This is a genomic window from Kurthia huakuii LAM0618 (genome assembly GCF_000505545.1).
Taxonomy (GTDB): Bacteria; Bacillota; Bacilli; order Bacillales_A; family Planococcaceae; genus Kurthia; species Kurthia huakuii.
In genome coordinates this window covers 266,551-287,730 of record NZ_AYTB01000013.1, presented here as the reverse complement: position 1 = coordinate 287,730, position 21,180 = coordinate 266,551, and the positions used below count along the sequence as shown (strand labels likewise).

At 41.6% G+C, this 21,180-nt stretch carries 20 protein-coding genes; 6 read left to right on the top strand and 14 right to left on the bottom strand.

The features are described 5' to 3' along the window. Positions 1 to 263: 263 nt before the first annotated feature. From V514_RS0111380 to V514_RS19135, 4 genes are all read right to left on the bottom strand, one after another. Complete coding sequence (locus tag V514_RS0111380) at positions 264 to 1,658, bottom strand: sensor histidine kinase (protein WP_327059466.1); 1,395 nt, start codon at positions 1,656 to 1,658, stop codon at positions 264 to 266. Further along, complete coding sequence (locus V514_RS0111375; protein ID WP_029500064.1) at positions 1,655 to 2,332, bottom strand: response regulator transcription factor; 678 nt, start codon at positions 2,330 to 2,332, stop codon at positions 1,655 to 1,657. The genes V514_RS0111380 and V514_RS0111375 overlap by 4 nt, the downstream gene beginning before the upstream one ends. A 75-nt stretch (positions 2,333 to 2,407) precedes the next feature. After that, positions 2,408 to 2,905 carry a GNAT family N-acetyltransferase gene (locus tag V514_RS0111370; protein WP_029500063.1) on the bottom strand — a complete coding sequence of 166 codons (498 nt, stop codon included), beginning with the start codon at positions 2,903 to 2,905 and terminating at the stop codon, positions 2,408 to 2,410. Positions 2,906 to 3,205: 300 nt separating this feature from the next. Continuing rightward, entirely contained in the window at positions 3,206 to 5,242 is a 2,037-nt protein-coding gene (locus tag V514_RS19135) for a DEAD/DEAH box helicase (RefSeq protein ID WP_161630201.1), read from the bottom strand. Between the two features lie 181 nt (positions 5,243 to 5,423). On the opposite strand from V514_RS19135, the gene V514_RS0111360 reads away from it, so the two are divergent. Together V514_RS0111360 and V514_RS0111355 are read left to right on the top strand one after the other, a co-directional pair. After that, the gene (locus tag V514_RS0111360; protein ID WP_029500061.1) at positions 5,424 to 5,873 is read left to right on the top strand and encodes a universal stress protein; all 450 of its coding nucleotides are present in this window, start codon (positions 5,424 to 5,426) and stop codon (positions 5,871 to 5,873) included. Between the two features lie 57 nt (positions 5,874 to 5,930). Beyond that, entirely contained in the window at positions 5,931 to 6,368 is a 438-nt protein-coding gene (locus V514_RS0111355) for a universal stress protein (protein WP_029500060.1), read from the top strand. Between the two features lie 42 nt (positions 6,369 to 6,410). Here V514_RS0111355 and V514_RS0111350 read toward each other — a convergent pair whose 3' ends face one another. Next, the gene (locus tag V514_RS0111350) at positions 6,411 to 8,510 is read right to left on the bottom strand and encodes a sensor histidine kinase (RefSeq protein ID WP_035944698.1); all 2,100 of its coding nucleotides are present in this window, start codon (positions 8,508 to 8,510) and stop codon (positions 6,411 to 6,413) included. A gap of 90 nt (positions 8,511 to 8,600) precedes the next feature. After that, on the bottom strand, positions 8,601 to 9,302 hold the full coding sequence (locus V514_RS0111345; protein ID WP_029500058.1) for a response regulator transcription factor: 702 nt from the start codon (positions 9,300 to 9,302) through the stop codon (positions 8,601 to 8,603). A gap of 225 nt (positions 9,303 to 9,527) precedes the next feature. Here V514_RS0111345 and V514_RS20430 point away from each other — a divergent pair, with 225 nt between their 5' ends. Then, a complete protein-coding gene (locus V514_RS20430) occupies positions 9,528 to 9,692 on the top strand; it encodes a hypothetical protein (protein WP_161630200.1) in 165 nt (54 codons plus the stop codon). A 178-nt stretch (positions 9,693 to 9,870) separates the two neighbouring features. On the opposite strand, the gene V514_RS0111335 is transcribed toward V514_RS20430, so the two are convergent. From V514_RS0111335 to V514_RS0111300, 8 genes are all read right to left on the bottom strand, one after another. Next, the gene (locus V514_RS0111335) at positions 9,871 to 10,677 is read right to left on the bottom strand and encodes an ATP-binding cassette domain-containing protein (protein WP_029500057.1); all 807 of its coding nucleotides are present in this window, start codon (positions 10,675 to 10,677) and stop codon (positions 9,871 to 9,873) included. After that, positions 10,677 to 11,471, bottom strand: coding sequence for an ABC transporter ATP-binding protein (locus V514_RS0111330; protein ID WP_029500056.1), 795 nt, complete (start codon positions 11,469 to 11,471; stop codon positions 10,677 to 10,679). Before V514_RS0111330 ends, V514_RS0111335 begins: the two co-directional genes overlap by 1 nt. After that, the gene (gene nikC / locus V514_RS0111325; RefSeq protein WP_029500055.1) at positions 11,468 to 12,310 is read right to left on the bottom strand and encodes a nickel transporter permease; all 843 of its coding nucleotides are present in this window, start codon (positions 12,308 to 12,310) and stop codon (positions 11,468 to 11,470) included. Before nikC ends, V514_RS0111330 begins: the two co-directional genes overlap by 4 nt. Beyond that, positions 12,310 to 13,248, bottom strand: a complete 939-nt coding sequence (locus tag V514_RS0111320) for an ABC transporter permease subunit (protein ID WP_029500054.1) — start codon at positions 13,246 to 13,248, stop codon at positions 12,310 to 12,312. Before V514_RS0111320 ends, nikC begins: the two co-directional genes overlap by 1 nt. A gap of 8 nt (positions 13,249 to 13,256) precedes the next feature. Then, positions 13,257 to 14,876, bottom strand: a complete 1,620-nt coding sequence (gene nikA / locus V514_RS0111315) for a nickel ABC transporter substrate-binding protein (RefSeq protein ID WP_029500053.1) — start codon at positions 14,874 to 14,876, stop codon at positions 13,257 to 13,259. A gap of 284 nt (positions 14,877 to 15,160) precedes the next feature. Continuing rightward, entirely contained in the window at positions 15,161 to 16,528 is a 1,368-nt protein-coding gene (locus tag V514_RS19790; protein WP_029500052.1) for a vWA domain-containing protein, read from the bottom strand. Then, on the bottom strand, positions 16,528 to 17,646 hold the full coding sequence (locus V514_RS0111305; RefSeq protein ID WP_029500051.1) for an AAA family ATPase: 1,119 nt from the start codon (positions 17,644 to 17,646) through the stop codon (positions 16,528 to 16,530). The genes V514_RS19790 and V514_RS0111305 overlap by 1 nt, the downstream gene beginning before the upstream one ends. Continuing rightward, positions 17,634 to 18,749 carry a hypothetical protein gene (locus tag V514_RS0111300; protein WP_029500050.1) on the bottom strand — a complete coding sequence of 372 codons (1,116 nt, stop codon included), beginning with the start codon at positions 18,747 to 18,749 and terminating at the stop codon, positions 17,634 to 17,636. The genes V514_RS0111305 and V514_RS0111300 overlap by 13 nt, the downstream gene beginning before the upstream one ends. 341 nt (positions 18,750 to 19,090) lie before the next feature. Here V514_RS0111300 and V514_RS0111295 point away from each other — a divergent pair, with 341 nt between their 5' ends. The 3 genes from V514_RS0111295 (at position 19,091) to V514_RS0111285 (ending at position 21,108) form a co-directional block, all read left to right on the top strand. Then, positions 19,091 to 19,504, top strand: a complete 414-nt coding sequence (locus V514_RS0111295; protein ID WP_029500049.1) for a YiaA/YiaB family inner membrane protein — start codon at positions 19,091 to 19,093, stop codon at positions 19,502 to 19,504. Positions 19,505 to 19,681: 177 nt separating this feature from the next. Beyond that, on the top strand, positions 19,682 to 20,053 hold the full coding sequence (locus V514_RS0111290) for a GntR family transcriptional regulator (protein WP_029500048.1): 372 nt from the start codon (positions 19,682 to 19,684) through the stop codon (positions 20,051 to 20,053). Between the two features lie 2 nt (positions 20,054 to 20,055). Then, entirely contained in the window at positions 20,056 to 21,108 is a 1,053-nt protein-coding gene (locus tag V514_RS0111285; protein ID WP_029500047.1) for a DUF1648 domain-containing protein, read from the top strand. The last annotated feature ends 72 nt before the right edge of the window (positions 21,109 to 21,180 follow it).

Genomic DNA, 21,180 nt, shown 5'->3' with positions numbered 1-21,180 from the left:
CTCCCACTCTAGTTGCTAGCACTAATAAGATAATAGTTCTCTTTTTATAATTATAGTATATTATAACGATTGTTTATGATTCTAGTACAGTTCTACTTATTTTGTAGGTCCATTCATTCTTTTTTTAGATGTAGCTATAAGTCTTTAGGCTTTTTATTCTTAAAGATTTTCTCATAATTACTAACTATTATATACTTCTGTTTCTTAAAATAAATAGAGAAAACGGCACATCCTTACTGGAAAGCCATTTTCTCTATTATTTCTTATAACCTTTGTTTTTTCGGCAATCGAACTGTAAATGTTGTACCACCATGCAACGTACTGTCGACCGTAATTGTCCCGTTATGCAGTTTCACCATCGACTCAACAATTGATAATCCAAGTCCTGAGCCTGACACCGTTTGCGTTCGTGCATCATCAGCGCGGTAAAATCGTTCAAAAATACGCGCGCGTTGCTCATTTGTCATGCCAATGCCACTATCTTTGACTTGTAACATGACCTGCTCGCCATCATTTTTTGCAATTAGCTCAATACTCCCACCTTCGCGATTGTATTTTGTGGCATTCGTTAATAAATTATCAACAATTGTGCCAACCATCACCGTATCGGCTTCGAGCACAATATCGTCAATTTGCGAACGCAGCATAATCCCCGCTTGTCCAATTTTCCATTGATGTTGATGTAGCATCTCCTGCAACAATGCCGTCAAATTAACCGTTTCAAATTTTACTAAATGCTGCATTTGGTCAATCGATGTCAATTGCAAGAGCTGTTGTGTTAAATTCGATAAACGTTGAATTTCGCTATTAATTACCTCGATATACGAGCGCTTTTGCTCATCGGTCAGCGAGTCTTTCGCCAATAAATTCGTATAGCCTTTAATGCTAGATAATGGTGACTGAATATCATGCGACACATTAGAAATAAACTGACGGCGCACATCTTCCATCTTCGCCAGTTGCGCAGTCATATGTGAAAAACTTGTCGCTAGCTGCCCAATTTCATCTTTCGTTGTGACGTCAAGTGGCACATCAAATTTCCCTTCTGCAATGACATGCGTAGCACGCGTTAATTTACGAATCGGTTTCACTAAATAATACGTGCTGACAAAAACAAATAAAATGCTTAGTAAAATCGCCGCCGCAAACATCACGCCAAATAGGCCATGCATTTCATTAAATAATAGCTTAATATCCGGGCGTAAAAACAGCGCATAATGATGCCCGTTGTGCGTCAGCGGCACCCCTACTGTATTCGTTAGCTCATTTGCAAAAAAGCCTGTGACAAATGTTTGCTGCGGAAAGTCGCGCATACCATGATATAGTTCACCAACAAGTACTTCATCGATTGCTTGCTGTGATAGGTCATTATTGCGAAATGGTGAGCCATAAAAGCGCTCTTCGCCGGTATCTTCAACAATATAAAATTGATAGCCAATTTCCGATAAATTTTCCAAATAATCATCAAGCGACATATCCGCATGCACATCTGTGAATTCCGCAATACTTTGTGCAATCCGCATATTTTTCAAATCATTTTCAGGCTTTAACTTATATTGGTAATAGCCATTTGATAACACAAACGCAATGACTGAACTCGCAATCATAATACAAACCGTCACAACGACGAATTTCGTATAAAGTGTTTTCATTTTCATGCGTAAACCTCTAACATATAGCCAATGCCGCGCACCGTTTTGATTTCAACATCTTTTGCTAAATCACGAAAATGCTCGCGCAATCGTTTTATATGAACATCGATTGTCCGCTCATCGCCAATAAAATCTAAGCCCCATACGTGCTCAATCAGCTGTTCACGTGTAAATGCCTGTTTTTTATTCGCTACTAAAAAACTCAACAGCTCAAATTCTTTTGGTGGCAAGAAAAACGTTTCATTGCCAACAATCACTTTAAAGCTCGACTTATAAATCGTTAAATTGCCGGCTTTTAGCACATCGCTGTCCTCGTACACATTGTAGCGGCGCAATAAGGCTTTTAAACGGAATAAGAGCTCCTGTACATCAAAAGGCTTCACTAAATAATCATCGGTCCCCGATTCATAACCTTGCGCCTTGTCATTAATTTGATTTTTTGCGGTTAATAAAATAATTGGCATATCAAAGCGCTTGCGTAGCTCTTTCGTTAATGAAAAGCCATCCATAAACGGCATCATCACATCAAGTACGGCCGCATCAATGGCTTGATTTTTCGCGATTTCAAGCGCCTTCATACCATCTTTTGCTGTTTTGACATCATAACCGGCATCGCGCAATGTTAGCGATACAAGCTCTAAAATATGCACATCATCATCAGCAACTAAAATTGTTACCATCTCGATCACCTCTCTGCCATCTTATGATACAAAACGCATAGAAAAAGGCAAAGCGAAATGCTTTGCCTTCGGATATTATTCTTCGTCAATAAAACGCGTCATCGAATATTCGTCTATATATCGCCCATCAATCCACATCGCATCTTGCTTTGTGCCTTCAATTTTATAACCCATTTTCCGGAACAGGAAAATCGCTTTGACATTATTCGTTAATACCATCAGTTCTAAGCGATGAAGTTGATTCGCACGCGCCCATTCGTGCATGTGTTCAAAAAGCTTTGTACCAACGCCTGAGCCTCGTGCCTTACTGTGCACACCAATCGCGATTGTGCCGCAATGTTTTGTGCTATGTATGACACCACGCTTCAATTGTAGATAGCCAATAATATCGCCATCTTCCTCCGCTACAAAAATCGTCATAAAATCTTTATTATCTTCCATCCATTTTACAATACGCTCTTCTCTTAAGTCGATTTCTTCTAACTGAAAAACAACTGAGTCATACGCATCGGCATTTTCAATAACCTCTAACAGTTGCCGAGCATCGTCTATTGTCGCAATACGAATATTCATCGAAACACCCCTTTACTGTATTTAATTGTTTATTACCCTCTTTTCATAAGATTAACGTGATGATTTTATGTTATTTTTCCCTCTCTAAAAAATAAGTGCTAAAAACAAACAAAAACAGCTCGATTCAAACTAGAAAAGAGCTGCTTTTTCCATCGTTAAACAATTATTTACGCCATATACAAGCCTTGTCTCCTAGCATTATCGCTTTTTAAAAATATGTCATATCGAAAACACGCTATTTGACGTCTGAGAAATTTCTGATAATTATGACGAAATTAGTCATTCATTATTTAAGAAGCGCTAACGATCGGTACTTTTTTTAAACGTAAACGTGATTGTATTGCCACATTGCATCACATCACGTAATTCTTCATAAAAGATTCCCCCATCAATACCCGACAGATGACACCAACCTTTCGTGCGAAGCAGCGCCATAAACAACTCATTGCGTAACGCTTGATTGGACTCTTGACGCGCAAGCTTGTCGATACCAACAATATAAATCATGTACGCCTCATGCCCGCGCGCGCGCTGAACCGTTGTCACAGTCACCACACCCGGCATCGAAAATGTTTCTTCATCAGGTATGTGCGTCTGTATACCACGTTGGTTTAGCCCGTCTGCAACTTCCATTAATAACGCCTCATCATCACCAAAGACTAGTACCGCAATATGACGTGTTATATCAAGTTCATCGTCATATACATTTTGCTGCAAGCGCCTCGCTAAATCATCGAGTTCTTGTTGGCGTGACGGATGTGTGGCAAGCGTCAACACATCGCCCTTCCAGAGCTTTTGCACAATGCTTGGCGAATGCTCTGGAGGACGATATAGCACGATTCGTTCCCCTTCTTGAAACACGCCCATTCGTACATCATAGCCAAGATGTTGCCAGGCATCTTTCGTTGTAATACCCGCTAACATACCACGTTGCCGCAACAGCCCCATGCCAATCGTATGTGCGGCGACAATAATCGACCCTGGTGTGCGATAGCAACGCTGCATGATATCACTCTTTAATAAACCGCCTTTGTGCATACCGGTCACAAAATGGCGAAATGTTAGGTCCTCACCAAATAAATCACGTGCAGTCGGCGTCAACATTTTCGTTAAATCCGTACTTTCATCGTATGCCCAGATTAGGCGGCGATTCACCTTCTCATTGGCAAGTGGCTGTACGAGCTGATAGGCGAGCCAATAAAAGGCTTGTTTATCCTCAAAACGATATGCATCTTGCGTCACGAAACATTCGCCTTCATCGACTAATAACGCATCGTATAGCTGTGTAAAAATATAAACATTGTTTAAAAATTCACAGCACAACGCTCCAACTAAATCACTTTTAGACGTAATATGTTGTTGTTTTTCAAGCAATGTTTCACTTGGTGGCTCATAGCTATGCGCATCGCACACCGTCGCGTAAAAACCTTCGTCACCAAAAAATGGCATGATACGAATTTGATGTTGTGCCATTTCATAATTAATCGTATCATTGCTAAAATAACGTAGCCAATGATCGATTTGCTCAATAATAGTCGCCTGTAAATGCGGCGAATAATACACAAAGCCAATTTGCCACTCCGGATGTTTTAAATGCATATGCGCAGCTTTTTGACATTGCACAACCGTTTTCCCGGTACCAGCAATACCACGAATCCGCTGTTGCCCCGGTGGAATTATTTTGCCGAGCTCATGCTGCTTTAAATCCACTTCTCGCGTTTGCTTTGAGAGCTCGTAAATAACTTCATAACGCGTGCCACTCTTTTCCGGGCGCTGCTCACGCTCACGCATACGATTGCCATTTAGCAGCGATTGTATAAGCAAAAAGCGCTCCTCATTTAAGCGTGCCCCTTTCACTTGGTACGGCGCCTCTTTCATAGCTTGCAACAGCCGGTTAGGCGTCAACATTTCTGCCCCTAAACATCCTTCATTTTTTGCAACTTGCTGGTGAGCCGCATGTGGTACGGCTACAAACACCTTACCATTTACTTTATTTTCTGTGCGCGGATCGCGATTAAACATGTCTATCAACGCCTCAAGATGAGCATCAACGCGCTGTTTAGCAGCAATTAGTTCTTGCTCATCAAGCTCGCCTAGGTGCACTTGAATCAAAAAAATACCTTCCTCACGGTCAATAATTAACAGATCAGGTTGCTGCATACGGTCTTCAATTAGCGTATATAAAGGAAAGCGCCAATAACTTTTACTGGTCCGCTTCGCGAAAGTTTCTTTTATCGTCTGCCAAAGGAGCCATTCATGTGAATCCTTTGAACGTTCAAGCCGTTCCATTTCGATAAAGCGCTCGCTCATGTTGTCACTATTCTTCACGTTCATCACTCCTATTTCTCAGAATTATTACCCTATACCCACATTTCTCAGAACAAATACGGGTATAGACAAGGAGGGGAGGAATTGACAATATTCGCCTTATTCATTTTTGTGCCACAAGTGCCAGTGGAGGTTTGAAGCGCTTACAAAAGTGCTATATAAACTATAAAACTAATAGGGAGGGTTTCACATGTATGAAAAAATCATGGTTTGTGTAGATGGAACAGAAATGTCGTATAAATTATTTGAACAAGCAATTGTCGTTGCAGGACGTTATGATTCGGACGTTTATTTAGTACGTATTATCGATATGCGCGCCATACCGTATATGAAGAGCTATGTTGCCATGACATTTGAACAAATGACTGATGATGCTTATAAAAAATGTGAAGAAGTCGTTGCGGCGTATAAAGCGCAATCCGATACACCCGAACGTTATGATCGTGTGAAAATCATCGTAGAAGCTGGTTCGCCTAGAAAGTTAATTACACCAAAAATTGCCAAAGAAATTAAACCAGGTCTTATTATTTGTGGAGCACGCAGTCCAAAAAAAGGAGCCGAACGCTTTGTTGGGAATGTGACGATGCATATTTTAAATACAGCCAAATGTGATGTGCTCGTTGTTCATCCAGATATGTAAATAGTTGTCGATTCCCTTCGCTACACCATGTATACTAGATGTAGGGAGGGATTTTTTATGTATCAACAAATTTTAGTTTGTATTGATGGCTCTGAAGTATCACCGCTCGTATTAGAACACGCAATTGACGTGGCAGGACGCAATGCCGCAAAAATTCATGTTGCCAACGTGGTTGATACACGTAACTGGCCAAGCTATGAAAATTTAACGCAAACAGAAGAAAAATTAAAAGAAACAGCACGCGCCAAAGCCGCAGAAGCGGTGAAGCATTTCATCGAACAAAGTGGCATGCCTGAAACACAATTTAACATCATCGTTGAAGCCGGTTCGCCGCGCTCAATTATTACGAAAAAAATTGCCAAAGATGTTCAAGCAGACCTGATCATCATCGGCGCATCAAGTGTACGTGGACTTGACCACCTTGTCGTTGGTAGCGTTGCAAGTGCTGTACTGCGCACCGCAACTTGCGACGTTTTAGTCGTACGTCGCCCATAAACAAAAAGTAGGAATCGCATAATTGCGACTCCTACTTTTTATTTATAGCGAAACGATTACTTTAAACAAATCACCGTCTACTTGAATTGTTAAATGCGTGCCATGCAAATTCGCAATCGATTGCGCAATCGCTAACCCTAGACCAGAGCCTTCCGTATGGCGCGATGCATCACCGCGCTTAAAGCGGTCAACGAGTTCATCGACATCTTCGCTTAGTTCATAGGCGGAAACATTTTTAATCGTCAATGTCCCTTCTTTTAATTGCACATGAATGCGTGTATTTGCCGCGCTATATTTAATAGCATTGCCAAGTAGATTATCAATCATGCGCGCCCATTTAGCCGCATCAACGGTAATCGGGTATGTTTCGGCATCTAATTGCGTGCGAATCGTTAATTGATGCTCCGCTGCGAGCTCTTCCTGCTCACCGACAAGTTGCTGCAATAATTGCACGTAATCAATCGTCTGTTTGTGCAGTTCTACTTGCCCAGACGCCATTTTTGTTACATCAAATAAATCATCGATTAATAGCTTTAGCTTCTGTGTTTTCGCATCGAGCACGTCGACATATTTCGCATGTTCGTCAGCCGTTAAATTTGGATTTTTCAATAAATCGGTATACGTCATCATCGCGGTCAGCGGCGTACGTAAATCGTGACTGACATTCGTAATCAGTTCCGTTTTCATGCGTTCACTTTTTTGCTTTTCAGCCATCGATTCATCCACACCTGTTTTTAAATGTTGAATGCGCTGTGAATGTTTCGCCAGTGGTGTCGAGCCTTGTAACGGCACAACATTTTTATTGCCAAGCGCAATTTCTTTCGTTTGGTCCATGACATAATTTACCGAGCCAATATGTTTAAGCGCTATGTACATAATCGGCACCATAACGATGAGCCATAAAATAATATAGATTGAGAAAATATCGATACTAAAGCCCGCTTCCATTATGATAAGGAATCCAAAGCCTGCTAAGAAAAAGGCAAACCATGAAAACAATAAAAACATCGTATATTGCGGTGTACCAAATGCTTGTACGAGCGTCCGAGCTAATTTCACAATAAATAGTCGCTCACGAATATTTCGTTCATGTAATGCATACACAATTGTATGAACAAACTGCAACAACCAATAAATTAAGAACGCAGCCGTCGTCCACACTGCAGCAAGCGTTAAATAAGCTCGACCATTTAGCTCGCTACTCGCATTAAAAATACCACTCGCAATGCCACCTAATAATAACCCCGCTACTAAAATTGCCATGGACGCCAGCGCTAAAATATCAATCGGCCATGTCATGCGTGGATAACGATTTCGAATCGGCACCCATAAAATAACTGCGACAATAAGCGTAATAGCACCGGCGATTTGAATCATGCGTGTAAACATCGCTAAATCTTCTTGGCTTTGCAATGCTTCACCTAATAACGTATGTTCCTTTTCCGACACAGGTAAATACCAAGTCACATTATATTTCTTATAGTTTTCAGGCATTAACGATAAATGTACGACATCATTGTAGTTCTCATCATATGCACCTACTAAATAATCGGAATTAAAATCCGACACAAAATTTTTATACGACTTAGAAAAAGCCGCTTTTTGAGGCTCTTGTTCATTCGAAATTAATTCCCCTGTTTGAACATTCGTAATGTTATACGTAATGCCTGCCATGTCATAGCTATAATTCGCTTCTTCTAGCGCATGATAGGCTTCTTTTAGTTGTCGTTTTTTAATGTTCAACACAATTTTTTTCGTAAATGCATCATCATTGTAAATTTTTTTATTGTATGCTAATGCTTTTTTTAGCTCTTGTTGTAAGTCTTTTTTTTGCTGCGCTGTTGTTTTATAGCTCATCGCATTACTATACGTTCTGCGTAAATTATTCTCACGCTCCGATTCAGAAGGCGCTAAACTCTCACGATAAGCGCGCAAATCATCATTTGTCACTGTCGTTTCTTTCAACAACTCCTCGAGCTTATAATGCAAAAGAATTTTTTGTTGCAATTCCCGTTCAATCGAATAAACTTGATTGTTAATCATAAGACTGTCTTGCGTTTTTTGATTCACGCCAACGCTCACAAGTGCCGCAAATGCGATACAACTAAGCGCCAGCAAAATGCTAATCAATACCCTTCTCAACGTCATCACCTCATTAAATTTAGTGAGAGAAAGTGCAATAGACACATTAAAATTGTACACACACCTAGTACCGTTGCCACGATAGACCAACTACGGTTGCTCAATTTTATAGCCTACACCCCACACCACTTTAATATATTGTGGGTTTTTCGGATTCACTTCTACTTTTTCGCGAATTTTACGAATATGGACCGCTACAATATTCGCTGCATTGTACGCTGGCTCTTGCCACACCGCTTCATAAATCGCTTCAATCGGATAAACGCGCCCCGGGTGTTGCATGAGGAGCGTCAAAATTTGGAATTCTAGTGGGGTCAATTTTACTTCATTGCCGCTGACAAAACATTGCTTCGTGTCGATATTGATACGCAAATCACCCACTTCTAACATCGCGTTATTATCTTGAAGTTCATATGTACCAAGCGTCATATAGCGGCGAAGTTGTGACTTCACGCGTGCTAGTAGCTCTAGTGGACGAAATGGCTTCGTCATATAATCATCAGCACCAACAGACAATCCTAAAATTTGATCCGCTTCCTCAACTTTCGCGCTCAGCATAATAATTGGAATATTACGTTCAGCACGAATTTTAAACGTTGCTTGAATGCCATCTAATGTTGGCATCATAACATCTAAAATAATTAAATGCACATCATGCGTCTCAAGCATTTGAAGCGCCTCTTCGCCGTTGTCAGCTTGCAGCACCGCATACCCTTCATTTTTCAAATAAATTTCAATGCCGCTGCGAATATCCGCGTCATCATCGACTACTAAAATCGTATACATATCCATTGCCTCCCTCTCGAAGTATCTTTATCGTATAAAAAATTTATGAACATTTGCTTATGATAATTATGAAGAATTTCTTAAGAAATGGCAAAATGATTACAATTTCGTGATAATACTGCTAAATTTGGCCGTCATTCATGAACTTTTTGTAACGGCTCTCTTTTACTTGTAGTCACAAGCACAAAAATCGCCTATAATAAGCGTAAAAGGATTGGAGGTTATATAACTATGATGGCTATTATTACTACTATCATCTTCATGGCAATTGGTATTGGCTCTATAATTGGACTATTCATTATCAACGCATATGATATCAACTATTTATCATTACCACCTGAAGAAATTGAAAAACACCGCCAAGCAAAACGTAACGGAACAAAAGTTGCCCATTAGTTTTGACTTGCAAGAGACTTAGACGATTGTCGAAGTCTCTTTTGTTTTAACTACGCAACAAAAAAGCAGGGATCGCCTCATGACGATCCCTGCTTTTTTATGTATGTTTAACATACAGTTTCCATTCTGCAATCCCTATCTGTTATCCTACAGAAGTATCATACGAATGTAAAGTCTTTTATGGTAAGCTGCGAATTGTGCGCTTCATAGGATGTTCCGCTAACAGACTCGTTTTCAAATGATGTGCAGCTGACTTTGTCGAAGCGATAAAGTCTGCAACAGTCGTATACTGCTCGGTAATCGTTCCAGCTTCCAAAATCGCAATATGATCTGACAATAAACAGGCTGCCTTAATATCATGTGTAATAAAAACATAGGTCAATTGAAAATCTTCTTTTAGGCGCTGTAATAAATCGATAATAAGGCGCTGATTGACCATATCTAAGCTACTAATCGGCTCATCTAGCACAATCAACTTTGGCTTCAGTGCGAGCGCGCGTGCTATGTTAATACGCTGCAACTGCCCACCGCTAAATTGACGTGGATATTTTGTTAAATCGTCGGCGCTAAGTCCCACCTGTTCTAGGAGCTCCGTAATATAGGCACGTTTGTCCGCTTGTGCCACCATTTGATAATTATCAAGTGGCTCTGCAATAATTTGCTCGGCCGTCATACGTGGATCGACCGCTGACAAAGAATCTTGAAAAACGACTTGTAACTCTCGACGCAATTGCTTTAAGGTAGCGCCCTTTGCTTCGTATAAATTTTGCCCTAAAAATGTCACAGTGCCACGAGTCGGGCGCTCAATACCAAGCATAATATTACCGAGCGTCGATTTCCCCGCACCGCTGACACCGAGTAGCGTAAAGCATTGCCCTACAGGAATATTAAGTGAAATATGCTCTAAAACGGGTGCTTGCTTTGGCTGAAAAAGACCTTTTTTTTGATAGCTATGTGCAATGTCCGTTAATGTTAAAATTGCCACTACAATCCCTCCTCAAGCGCGGGAACTGTTAAACGTGCCTTTATTAAATGCTGCGTATATGGGTGCTGCGGAGCCTGAAACAACGACACGACATCGGTTGCTTCGACAACATGCCCCTTTTCCATGACGAGCACGCGGTCCGCCATTTCTGCAATAACGGATAAATCATGCGAAATGAGTAAAATCGCCGTCTGATGCGTGACCCGTATATGCTCTAAATGCTTTAATACTTCCTTTTGATTGTATAAATCGAGCGCTGTTGTCGGCTCATCAGCAATAATTAATTTCGGACGCAGTACCGCCGCAAATGCAATCATGACGCGCTGTAACATTCCTCCGCTCAGCTCAAATGGGTACAATGTCAGCAATTTTTCTGGTGCTTGTAGCTGCACGTCTGCTAGCGCCGCGCATGCGCGCTGTGTGGCCTGCTTTTTCGTACACGCGCTATGCTGACGAATCAGCTCGATAAATTGATAACCAATCGTATACAGCGGTGAAAAAGCGGTCATCGGATTTTGCATAATCATCGCTAATTCATTGCCTCGACGCTGGCGCAACGCCTTATCACTCATCGTTGTTAGCTCCTCTCCGTTGAGTCGAATCGAGCCATGCTGTGTGAGCGACGCATCCAGCAGCTGAAAAATAGCTAAGCTTGTCATCGTTTTCCCGCTACCACTTTCTCCAACTAAGCCGACTACTTCACCTGCTTCAATTGACAAATCAAGCGGATAAAGTAACGGCTGTCCCGCTACTTCAACAGCTAATTGCTGCACTTCTAAAACCGGTATCGTCATAAGCCCTCTTTTCCTTTCAACGCTTGCTTTTTCACGCCAAATAATGACGCTAATGATTCGCCCAATAAATTAAAAATAATGACGACCAGCATAATACAGAGCCCCGGATAAAGCATTAGCTCGATATTCGTACGAACAAAAGATTTTCCTTCTAAAATCATCATACCCCATTCCGGCGTTGGCGCTTGCACACCGAGCCCTAAAAACGACATCGATGAAATGTTCATAATCGACCAGCCCATCTCAAGCGTACTCATCACAAGCAATGGCGGCATAATATTCGGCACGATATGTTTACGAATAATTTTAAACGATGACGAACCATTAATCCTCGCAACCTTCACATAGTTTTCCGTTTTCAACGATAGCACCATGCCGCGGAAAATCCGGGCATAATAAACCCATTGCACAAGAATCAGCGCTAAAACGACTTGTTTTAGCCCTGGTCCGAACATGCCAACAAGTCCAATAACGAGCAGCAAATTCGGAAAAGCCATCATCGTTTCGCAAATGCGCATGAGCACATAATCAATCCAGCCACCAAAATACCCAGCAATCGTCCCCGCCATAAGTCCAATTGATAGCGCACAAACAAAAATAAAAGCGGCACTACCGAGTGATGCTTGCATACCAATAAGCAGTCGCGATAACACACATCGACCTAAATGATCGGTACCAAGCGGATATTGCGCGGATGGACCTTGTAACTTCAATGCTAAATTCACAGTTGTTGGATTATTCGGTGCAAGCCACGGTGCTAGGAGCGTGACGACAAATAATAACAGAACCAACACACTATAGAACGTCAATAATTTATGTTGTTTTATAAATGTTCTCATTAGCGCACCCCTTTTTTGACAATGCGTGGGTCGATATACATTTGAATTAAATCCACGACTAAATTACATAGTAAATAAAGGATTGCCGCTAACAATACATAACCTTGAATCACTGGCATATCACGACTAAAAATAGCATCGATAAAGTAGCGACCAAAGCCTGGAATTGAAAAGACTACTTCAACGATTACCATGCCGGTCATAAGCGTCCCTAAGTTAATACCTAGCCCTGTAATAACTGGGCCAATTGCCATACGCAGCACATATTTCACCATAATGACACGTTCGGTTAATCCGCGTGTACGCGCGAAAAGAACGGCTGGTTCATCAAGATGTTCTAACATATTAGCCCGTAACATACGCGTATATTGGACGATAAACGGCAACGCTAACGTAAAGGTTGGTAGTACGAGATGTTGCCACGTTCCTACACCTTCAATCGGCAATAAGTCGAGCTTCACTGAAAAGAATACGACGAGTAAATAACCGACTAAAAAGGCAGGCATTGACGCACCGATAAATGCTAGAAAACGTGTGCCATGATCCACGATGCCATTTTTATGGAGCGCTGTATAAAACCCTAGTGGCACACTAATAAGAAACGTTAATAAAATGCTTAACATGCCTAGCTGAAAAGTAATCGGCAGCCGTTCACGCATCTCTTCGGTTACGGGACGCTTCGTCATATACGAGTCACCAAAGTCTAACTGTACGACCCTTTTTACCGTATCCACATATTGAAGAAAGATGGGTTTATTTAAACCCATCTCCTGTCGTTTATCTTCTAATGCCTGTGCTGTTGGATGCGTATTAGTCGCTGCAAAATACGCTTCTGCCGGATCTACCGGCGATGCTTTGACCATAATAAATGTTAACAAAATAGCGAGCAAGAAAATCGGGATAATCGCCAAAAGCCGTTTTGTAATAAAGACACCCATGTTGCCACCTACTTCAATTTAATGCCCGTAAAGGAATGCTCATCACGATTTGGCGCAAATTGTAAGCCTTCTACATCATGTTGGTAAACGGCAATTTTATTAATATAAGAAATTGGTACGATAGAATACTGTTCTTGGATTTGCGTTAAAATATCGGTATACAGTGCTTGGCGTTTTTTTTCATCTGTTGACGTTAAAGCACGTTTAATTTCTTTGTTTAACGCTTGTTGTTTATCATACGACGCCATCGTTGTATGATAGCCGAAGCCTTCGCTTGCTACAATGTTGACAAATGTATGTGGATCATACGGTGTACCGTAGTTACTGAATAAATTAATATCAAAGTCATCCCCTTTAAAACGCTTGACTTGGTTCGCTAATTCTTCTGATACTAAGTTAACTTTGATACCGATTGCTGCCCATTCAGATTGCATCGCTTCTGCCATTGTTTTTTGAATCGTATCAGCTGATACGTACATCATCTCGATTTCGAGTGGCTTGCCGTCTTTCTCACGTGCTGTACCACTCGCATTCAATTTCCAGCCAGCCTCGTCTAATAACGTCGCCGCTTTTTTCGGATCATATGCTGCTTTTTGTGCCGCGACATCTTTCGTATACGGCATATTCGTTGCTAAGACGTGATCTGCTGTTTCTTCCATACCCGCCGTAACACTGTCCACCATCGTCGCCTTATCAAATGACATCGCTAACGCTTCGCGAACACGTACGTCTGATAATGTCTCACGCGTTGTATTCATCACAAGCTGACGCGTTGCATATGGCTCTGAAATTTGCGTTTCTAAATTATCGTCTTTTTCAAGCTCTTTAAATGTCTCTGTTGACACTGCACCTTCACCGATAATTAAATCAATATCACCCTTCTCAAGCGCCATCGCCGTCGTTTCAGCATCTGGAATCACTTTTACTTTAATTTCCTTCACATCAGGTTTTGTGCCCCAATAATGCTCGTTACGTTCATAAATAGCATAATCATCCGCTTTATAGTCCTTTAACACCCATGGACCTGTGCCAACCGCTTCTTTGACACCTTTCGACGTATCGTCATCTTTCGGGAAGCCAGCATCGCCTAAAATACGTACCGGACGCGCCACTGCAAGCTCTTGTAGCGTTGCATAATACGGCTCTGTTAATGTCATTTTAAGCGTCGCATCATCGACCACATTAACCGTTTTAATTTTTGTTAACACCGTTAGCCATGCGTGCGTGCCATTTTCTGTCGTTTGGCGCAGCACCTCATCAAAATTACGTTTGACTACGTCAGCCGTTAGCTCCGACCCATCTGAAAATTTAGCATCGCTACGCAAATGGAATGTATACGTTTTACCATCTTTTGAAATATCCCAGCTTTTTGCGAGCATCGGTACTAACTTGCCATCTTCCCCATAACCTACAAGCGGTTCATATACCATTGTTTGCGCAAACATTTGCGATGGGTTATAGACGTGCGGATTCATTTCGGCTACGTCACGAGGCCATGCAACCGTTAAAACATCCTGTTGTTCGCTCTCTGCTTTACTTGATGAATCACTCGTTGAACATCCTGCTAATCCTACAATTGCTGCTGATAACATTAAACTCGCTACGATACTTTTCTTTTGAAATTTCATCGGCTATTCTCCTCTATGCTGTTAGAGATAAACAACTCGTCAAGTCGTTTATGTTCAGTCGTTTATTTACTACTTATAATGGCTTATACATTGTTATGATGTCAACAACTAATTAATAATGATTCTCAATTGAAAACAGGAGAAATGAAAAAATTTCTTATAATTATGTAGATTATCTCGTAAAATATGTAGTATATTGCTAAAAATCCATTGCTCATACTTTCTCTTAAATGTCAATGGAAGTGTCATAAAAAAAGGTACTTGAGCATCGTCAAGTACCTTTTCTATAACGTAAATGCAATCGCGCCGTTGTCATCTTCAAAATGATGAATTTTAATGACCGCTTCGGATACTTCCGGCAATAAGCCTTCATGTTTATTATGACCAACGAGCAAGCTGAGCATTTCAAAGTTCTTTTTCGTCTTTAGCGCATTAAATTCTGCAATAAAATCATCCGAGATATGACACATGCCATCGGTAATAAAGACGATATCACCATCTTTCGCTGAGTGCTCTAAATGAACCATCGCCTCGCGTAGCGGCGCCTCAAAATTCGTGCCACCACCTATATAAGAGGCTGCAACGTCGAGCAATTCACGTACGCTATAGCGTCCCTTTTTAAAAACTTGCACGTCGCTATAGCCAACGTCGCCACTAAATGGAATAAAGACAAAATCGCGCTTTTCTTTTTTTGCAATCGCCATTAGTGCAAGCACAAAGCCCTTGCCTTCGACATCAAGCTCCTGCATACTGCCACTCTCGTCATAGCACACGACAAATGCACCCTTCCCTTTTTTCGAGCGCTTTTTATAATCGTACATAAGCGTGCGACCTTCGACAAAGCGATGCATAAAATCAAGCTTTGATTCCTCCGCCTCCGACTTCAAATATTCGATTGGCAATAAACGCTCCGCCGCATTGCCGGTCGTCATCCCCTGCTTTAAAATCGTCCGCACTTGCTTTGTCTTTCGCGCATAACGCGCCTTTATTTTAAAGCGCCCGGCCCACTCCGCAATTTTGCGTAGCTCTGGATTTTTTGCGAGCTCCTCAGCAAGTGCGAGTTGCTGCTGCACCGGCACTTTACTAGCATCTCCTTCACCGACACTCGGCGCAAGTCCACGCAATAGATCATCGACATTAGACGCCACTTCTTCAACGTCGTGCAGCTCATCATCAAGCATCGCCTGCCACGCAGCCAACGCCTCCGCATCATTAAAAAGTTCGGCAAGTTGCGCTGCCGTTAATTGTTCATCGTTACCGGCCGTCGTTGTATTTGAAGGTGTCTCACTCGTACCGTCATCGGTCGCCTTCGCCTGTTCCTCAGTCGCATCATCAGTAAACTCGTTTAACCACTCGCCTGCCACATAGCTAAAACGCCACGTCGCAAGTGTTGACAGTAAGACGTTGCCGGTCGCATTGTCTTGCAACTTCCTAAATGCCTCGCTCGCAAATAACTGTTCAAGGAGCGCCCGATTAGCTGAATCCTCTTCAACAAGCTCCTTATTACCGCTATAGAGCGCCTGCCACAGGTCGCGAATAAGTTCGGCAAAATGTGCATAATCATACGTCTCAATCAAGTCATCAAATTTATGAAATTGCTGGCGTATACGTTCATACTGTTGCTGCACTTGCGGTTGTTCATGTTTTAGCATTATAACAACACCTTCGTTAACGCCTGCTCCACTTCTTGCTCAAGCGCATCAAAACGTTGCTGTTGCTCGGTCGTGTCGATTAATGCCATCACTTCTTCCTTCACTGCTTGCCAGTCGTTATACGCTTCCGATGCATATTCGGTATACGCTTTATATTCGATGGCTGTTGTGCTAAAACGCTTGACAGCTTCCATTACATCTCCGTAAAAGGCTTCCGCTTTTTCAAAGGCGTGATCTAGTGGTGTGAGCACATATTCATGAAGAATACTATTCACAACTGAACGATCCTCTGCGTCAATCCATAGCGCATCTTCTAGCACAAGTAAATCATTTGTGACAACTTGCATGCGACCACTTAAAAGTGCTTGTGCTTTTAATAAGGCAAGACATTGCTTTGTGCGACGGTCCGATACCGGAATTCCTTGTTCTTTCAAGCGGAAATGAATCGTCACAATTTGCTCAAGAATCGCTGGCGGCATAGTAATTGTGTCGACAAGTTCCTGCAATGTTGCGAGTTGTGCAAGCGTAATTTTGGGTACGTCAACAGCTGTCGTTGACGAGCTTAACATCACCATAAGCGCATCCGGTGTTTTCAAACTTACCACTTCTCGACGAATTAAGAAACGGTCATACAGCGCGGCTAAATCGTCTTCTTCTGGAAACTCGTTACTTGCACCAATCAACGTAAATAACGGCGTTTTTAATACGGCCGTCCCATTTTCGAATTGGTGTTCATTCATAATTTTCAATAAACCATTTAATAAATCCGATGTCGATTTAAAAATTTCATCTAAAAATGCAAAATGAGCGGTCGGTAGCTGCCCCTCAATATTCCGTTCAATAATGCCCTCTTTTAAGCGCTCAAATTTCGCCGAGCCAAACAGTTCATCGGGCTGTGTTGTTGGTGAAATAAGGCGCGTAAACGTATGAACATCATCAAAAGCATCGATAAATTGCTGAATGATGCTTGATTTTGCGACGCCTGGTGGGCCGATTAATAAAATATTTTTCTTTGCAATTAATGCCAACATAATCGCACGAATTTCATGTTGGCGCTCAACGAAATTGGCATTCATCGCTTGTTCAGTTACTAATAATTGTTTTACTAATTGGTGCATGTTAATCCCTCTTTTTCAAATTGGCGTAATAGTAACGCACTAAACGCACGTTGTTCTGGTGATAATGTAGCCGTCTGTTGTTCTATAAACGCATGAAGGTCCGTAATGACTTCAATGGCCGTTGGTATATGCGCCGCATCGCGTTTACCACTAGTGACATCATGATAAACGCGCGCAATATAAGGCTTATGCTCAAATTGTTCTATTAACGGCATTGCCTCTTGTTCAACGCATTCCATTGAGCGCGTAAAACGACCGTTATCATAATGCATCGCGATATGTGGAATCGTCTCAAATGATTGCAAGCGCTGAATCGTATAGCGCTTGCGTTCTGTTACTAACTGTAGCGCCGCATCATCAAAATGCACACGAAATGCTGGATTTGGACGGAATAAAAAATTTTCATCTGACATCGGAGAAAGCGCTAATCCTTGGACGATGCGTGAGAAAGCATGGTCAATAACAGCGCTTTTCGTTTTACCATGCATCGCATCTTTTTTAAAATAGGTCGTTAAATTAAGCGCAAAACTCGGTAAATCATCGGTGTGTAACATCGTTGGAAAATCATATAATACGGCTGTATCCATCATATAAAAAGTCATGTATTCATCGCGAATCCCAAGTTCATCAGCCGTGACATTTGCCGCATAAACATCGATGGCAACATCGTATAATTCATGGAAAAAAGCGCGCACACTCGCCACCGTCACGCCATGCTTGTCAAGCAGCCACGCATTGGCATCATAAACAAATGGCATATGCTTCGCCGCAAATTCAATATGACGTAACACATGGTCATAAAGCGTCATCGCCGTATCAGCTGTTGGATTTTCTACATAGGCATCGCGCACATCACGAAGCGGCTTCAATTGTTTTTCTTGGTCGCTATATTTTTTGCGCACCGCACTAAGCGATTGGAAGCGACTAACGGTTTTTTCAAGCTGTTTATTAAAGCGTACGAGTAAAGCGTCACAATGAGCAATAAGCGCATCGATAGCACTTAATTTCAGCGACACATAGACGACTGGCACCGCATCATTTACAAGCGCCAAATGTCGTAGTGGCGTCTTTGTTATGGCCTCTGTTCGATAAAGATAATTCATAGTCAAAACCCTTTCTCTAAAATCTCTTCCTTTACTTTAACGCAAAACAAACGCTTTGTGGACCTTTTTGCATAGATACTATGAAAATCAAAAAAACAAACGAAATCCTACATTACCTTAAAAAAAGAAAACTGACGATGCGTTCGAACATCGATTAGCAACATATTTTTCCGTATTGAAAGTGGCGTACGACAGACCTTGTTTGTTGTTTACAGCACTGCTTATTTAGCGCAAAAGATAGAAGCGCTTCAGCATTTTTTAGTGCCATTCTACCTTTGTCCTCATCTGAATCTTCATTTTCTTTATAAATGGGTAATGTACCGTAAAAGGAGGTTTTAGAGATGAATAAATTTATTTTAATTATTAGCGCGGTTGGCCTTATTTTCTCATTTGCTTACTTTAATATTAGCGTTTGGAACAACATCGATTGGCTCTTGCTTGAGCGTGGGTACTATACAGCAATGTCTGGCATTATCGTCTTTTCTGTTATTTCTGCCGCTAAATCAATTACGACCGTTGTCGAAACAGGTGGCACAAAACTCGACCGCATCTACGCAGGAATTGCATCGGTCATTGCGGTTATTTCGATTATTTATTGTTGTGTCAGCATTTATAATACTGATTGGGTGTATTTAGAAAAAGGTTATTATTGGGGCGCGACAGCTTTCATTACAATTACCGCTGCACTAACGTGGATCTCGCTTGAAATTGTTACAAAGGAAAACGCAACGAAACAACCAACCATTGAAGATTAATACGTGGAGAGGCTGGGACATCCGTGTAACAACACCCTCTCAGATGAGCATAAAAAAAAGGAACAGGAACTGGTTTGTCCTAGACGCTTTTTTGCACACGCATCATCTGCACTAATTGAACTATATCAGCTAAACTGATATAGTAAATGTATAACAGATTAATTGAGGTGAACGACGATGCAACTTATATTAAATGAACAGAGCGACATCCAACTGTACAAACAAATTGTGCAACAAATTACCGAGCATATCGCTCGTGGCTCATTGCGCTATGACGACACATTACCTTCAGCCCGACAACTTGCGAGCGACTTAAGCATTAATGTCAATACGGTGCTTAAAAGCTATCACGAGCTCGTTGAAAAAGGATTAATTGAACAACAACCGAAAAAAAAAGCGCGTGTCATTGCGCATAAACCGACAACTCAGACGATGACAACGCTTGAAGAAGCTTTAACACCCGCGCTAGCAGAGGCTTCTGCGATGGGTGTCGCCGAACACGATGTCCAACAGCTTGTTACGAACATTTTGGCAAAATGGAGGTCATAGTAATGATTCTTTTAGCAACTACATTCGTATTGGTTGCCGCACTCCTTATTGCGCAACCATATTTATCAAAGCGCACGTTATTATTTGGCACGGCCATTCCGGAACAATTTATTCAACATGCCAAAGTACGCGCACTCCGCAAACGCTATAGCTTCACAATGTTTGGCTTGATATGTATCATCACGATTCTTTTTTTCATCTTTTCACCACAGGAGCAAAGCTTTTTCTTAGCAGTAACTGCGATAATTATCGCCAGCTTTTTATTGTATTATCAATACCATCGCCGCGCACAACAACTAGTCGACGATGAGCAATTTTATGCAGGGCTTGAAGAAATACGCGTAACTGATACATCGGTGCGCGCACGAAGCCATACTACGCCAACATTGTTATTTTTATTACCGATGATTGTCACAATTGCGATAGCCATTTTAACGTTTCAATATTATGACACGATTCCTTCTAAAATCCCGATTCACTGGGGCATTGACGGCTCAGCCGATAGTTGGGTTGATAAATCATGGCTGGCGGCAATGGGGCTACCAATTGTCATGCTAGGGATACAAGTTTTAATGCTTATTGTTGCATTGGGCTCTCAGCAAGCAAAAGTACAGCTAAATGCCAATCAATCAGCTGAAGCAGCTTCTTTTGAAGTCAAAAAACGCCGCGCGAGCACATATTTTTCACTGATACTCAGCTATGCATTAACTACGATGTTTAGCTATTTACAGTTTACCGAACTCATTCGTCCACAAGCATCACACGCACGCTGGCCATTTATCGCGCTTCTCGTCATCATTATTGGCGGTACGCTATGGTTAACAATTTATACTGCCCGCCAACAAACCACTACTGCAGCGACATCTACAAAAACCGCCCTACGCGATGATCACTATTGGCGCGGCGGGGTATTTTATATCAATCGACATGACCCAGCGCTCTTTATTAGCAAACGCACCAATATCGGCTGGACGTTAAATTTTGGCAATCCATGGGCTTATTGTTTATTACTCATTATTTTCATTCCCCTTTTATGGGCATTGCTCGTTACGTAACACGATACAAAAAAAGCTATTTGTATTTTTTAAAAAGAGTCCTCTAATGTTACACTAGTCTTACAGAGGAGG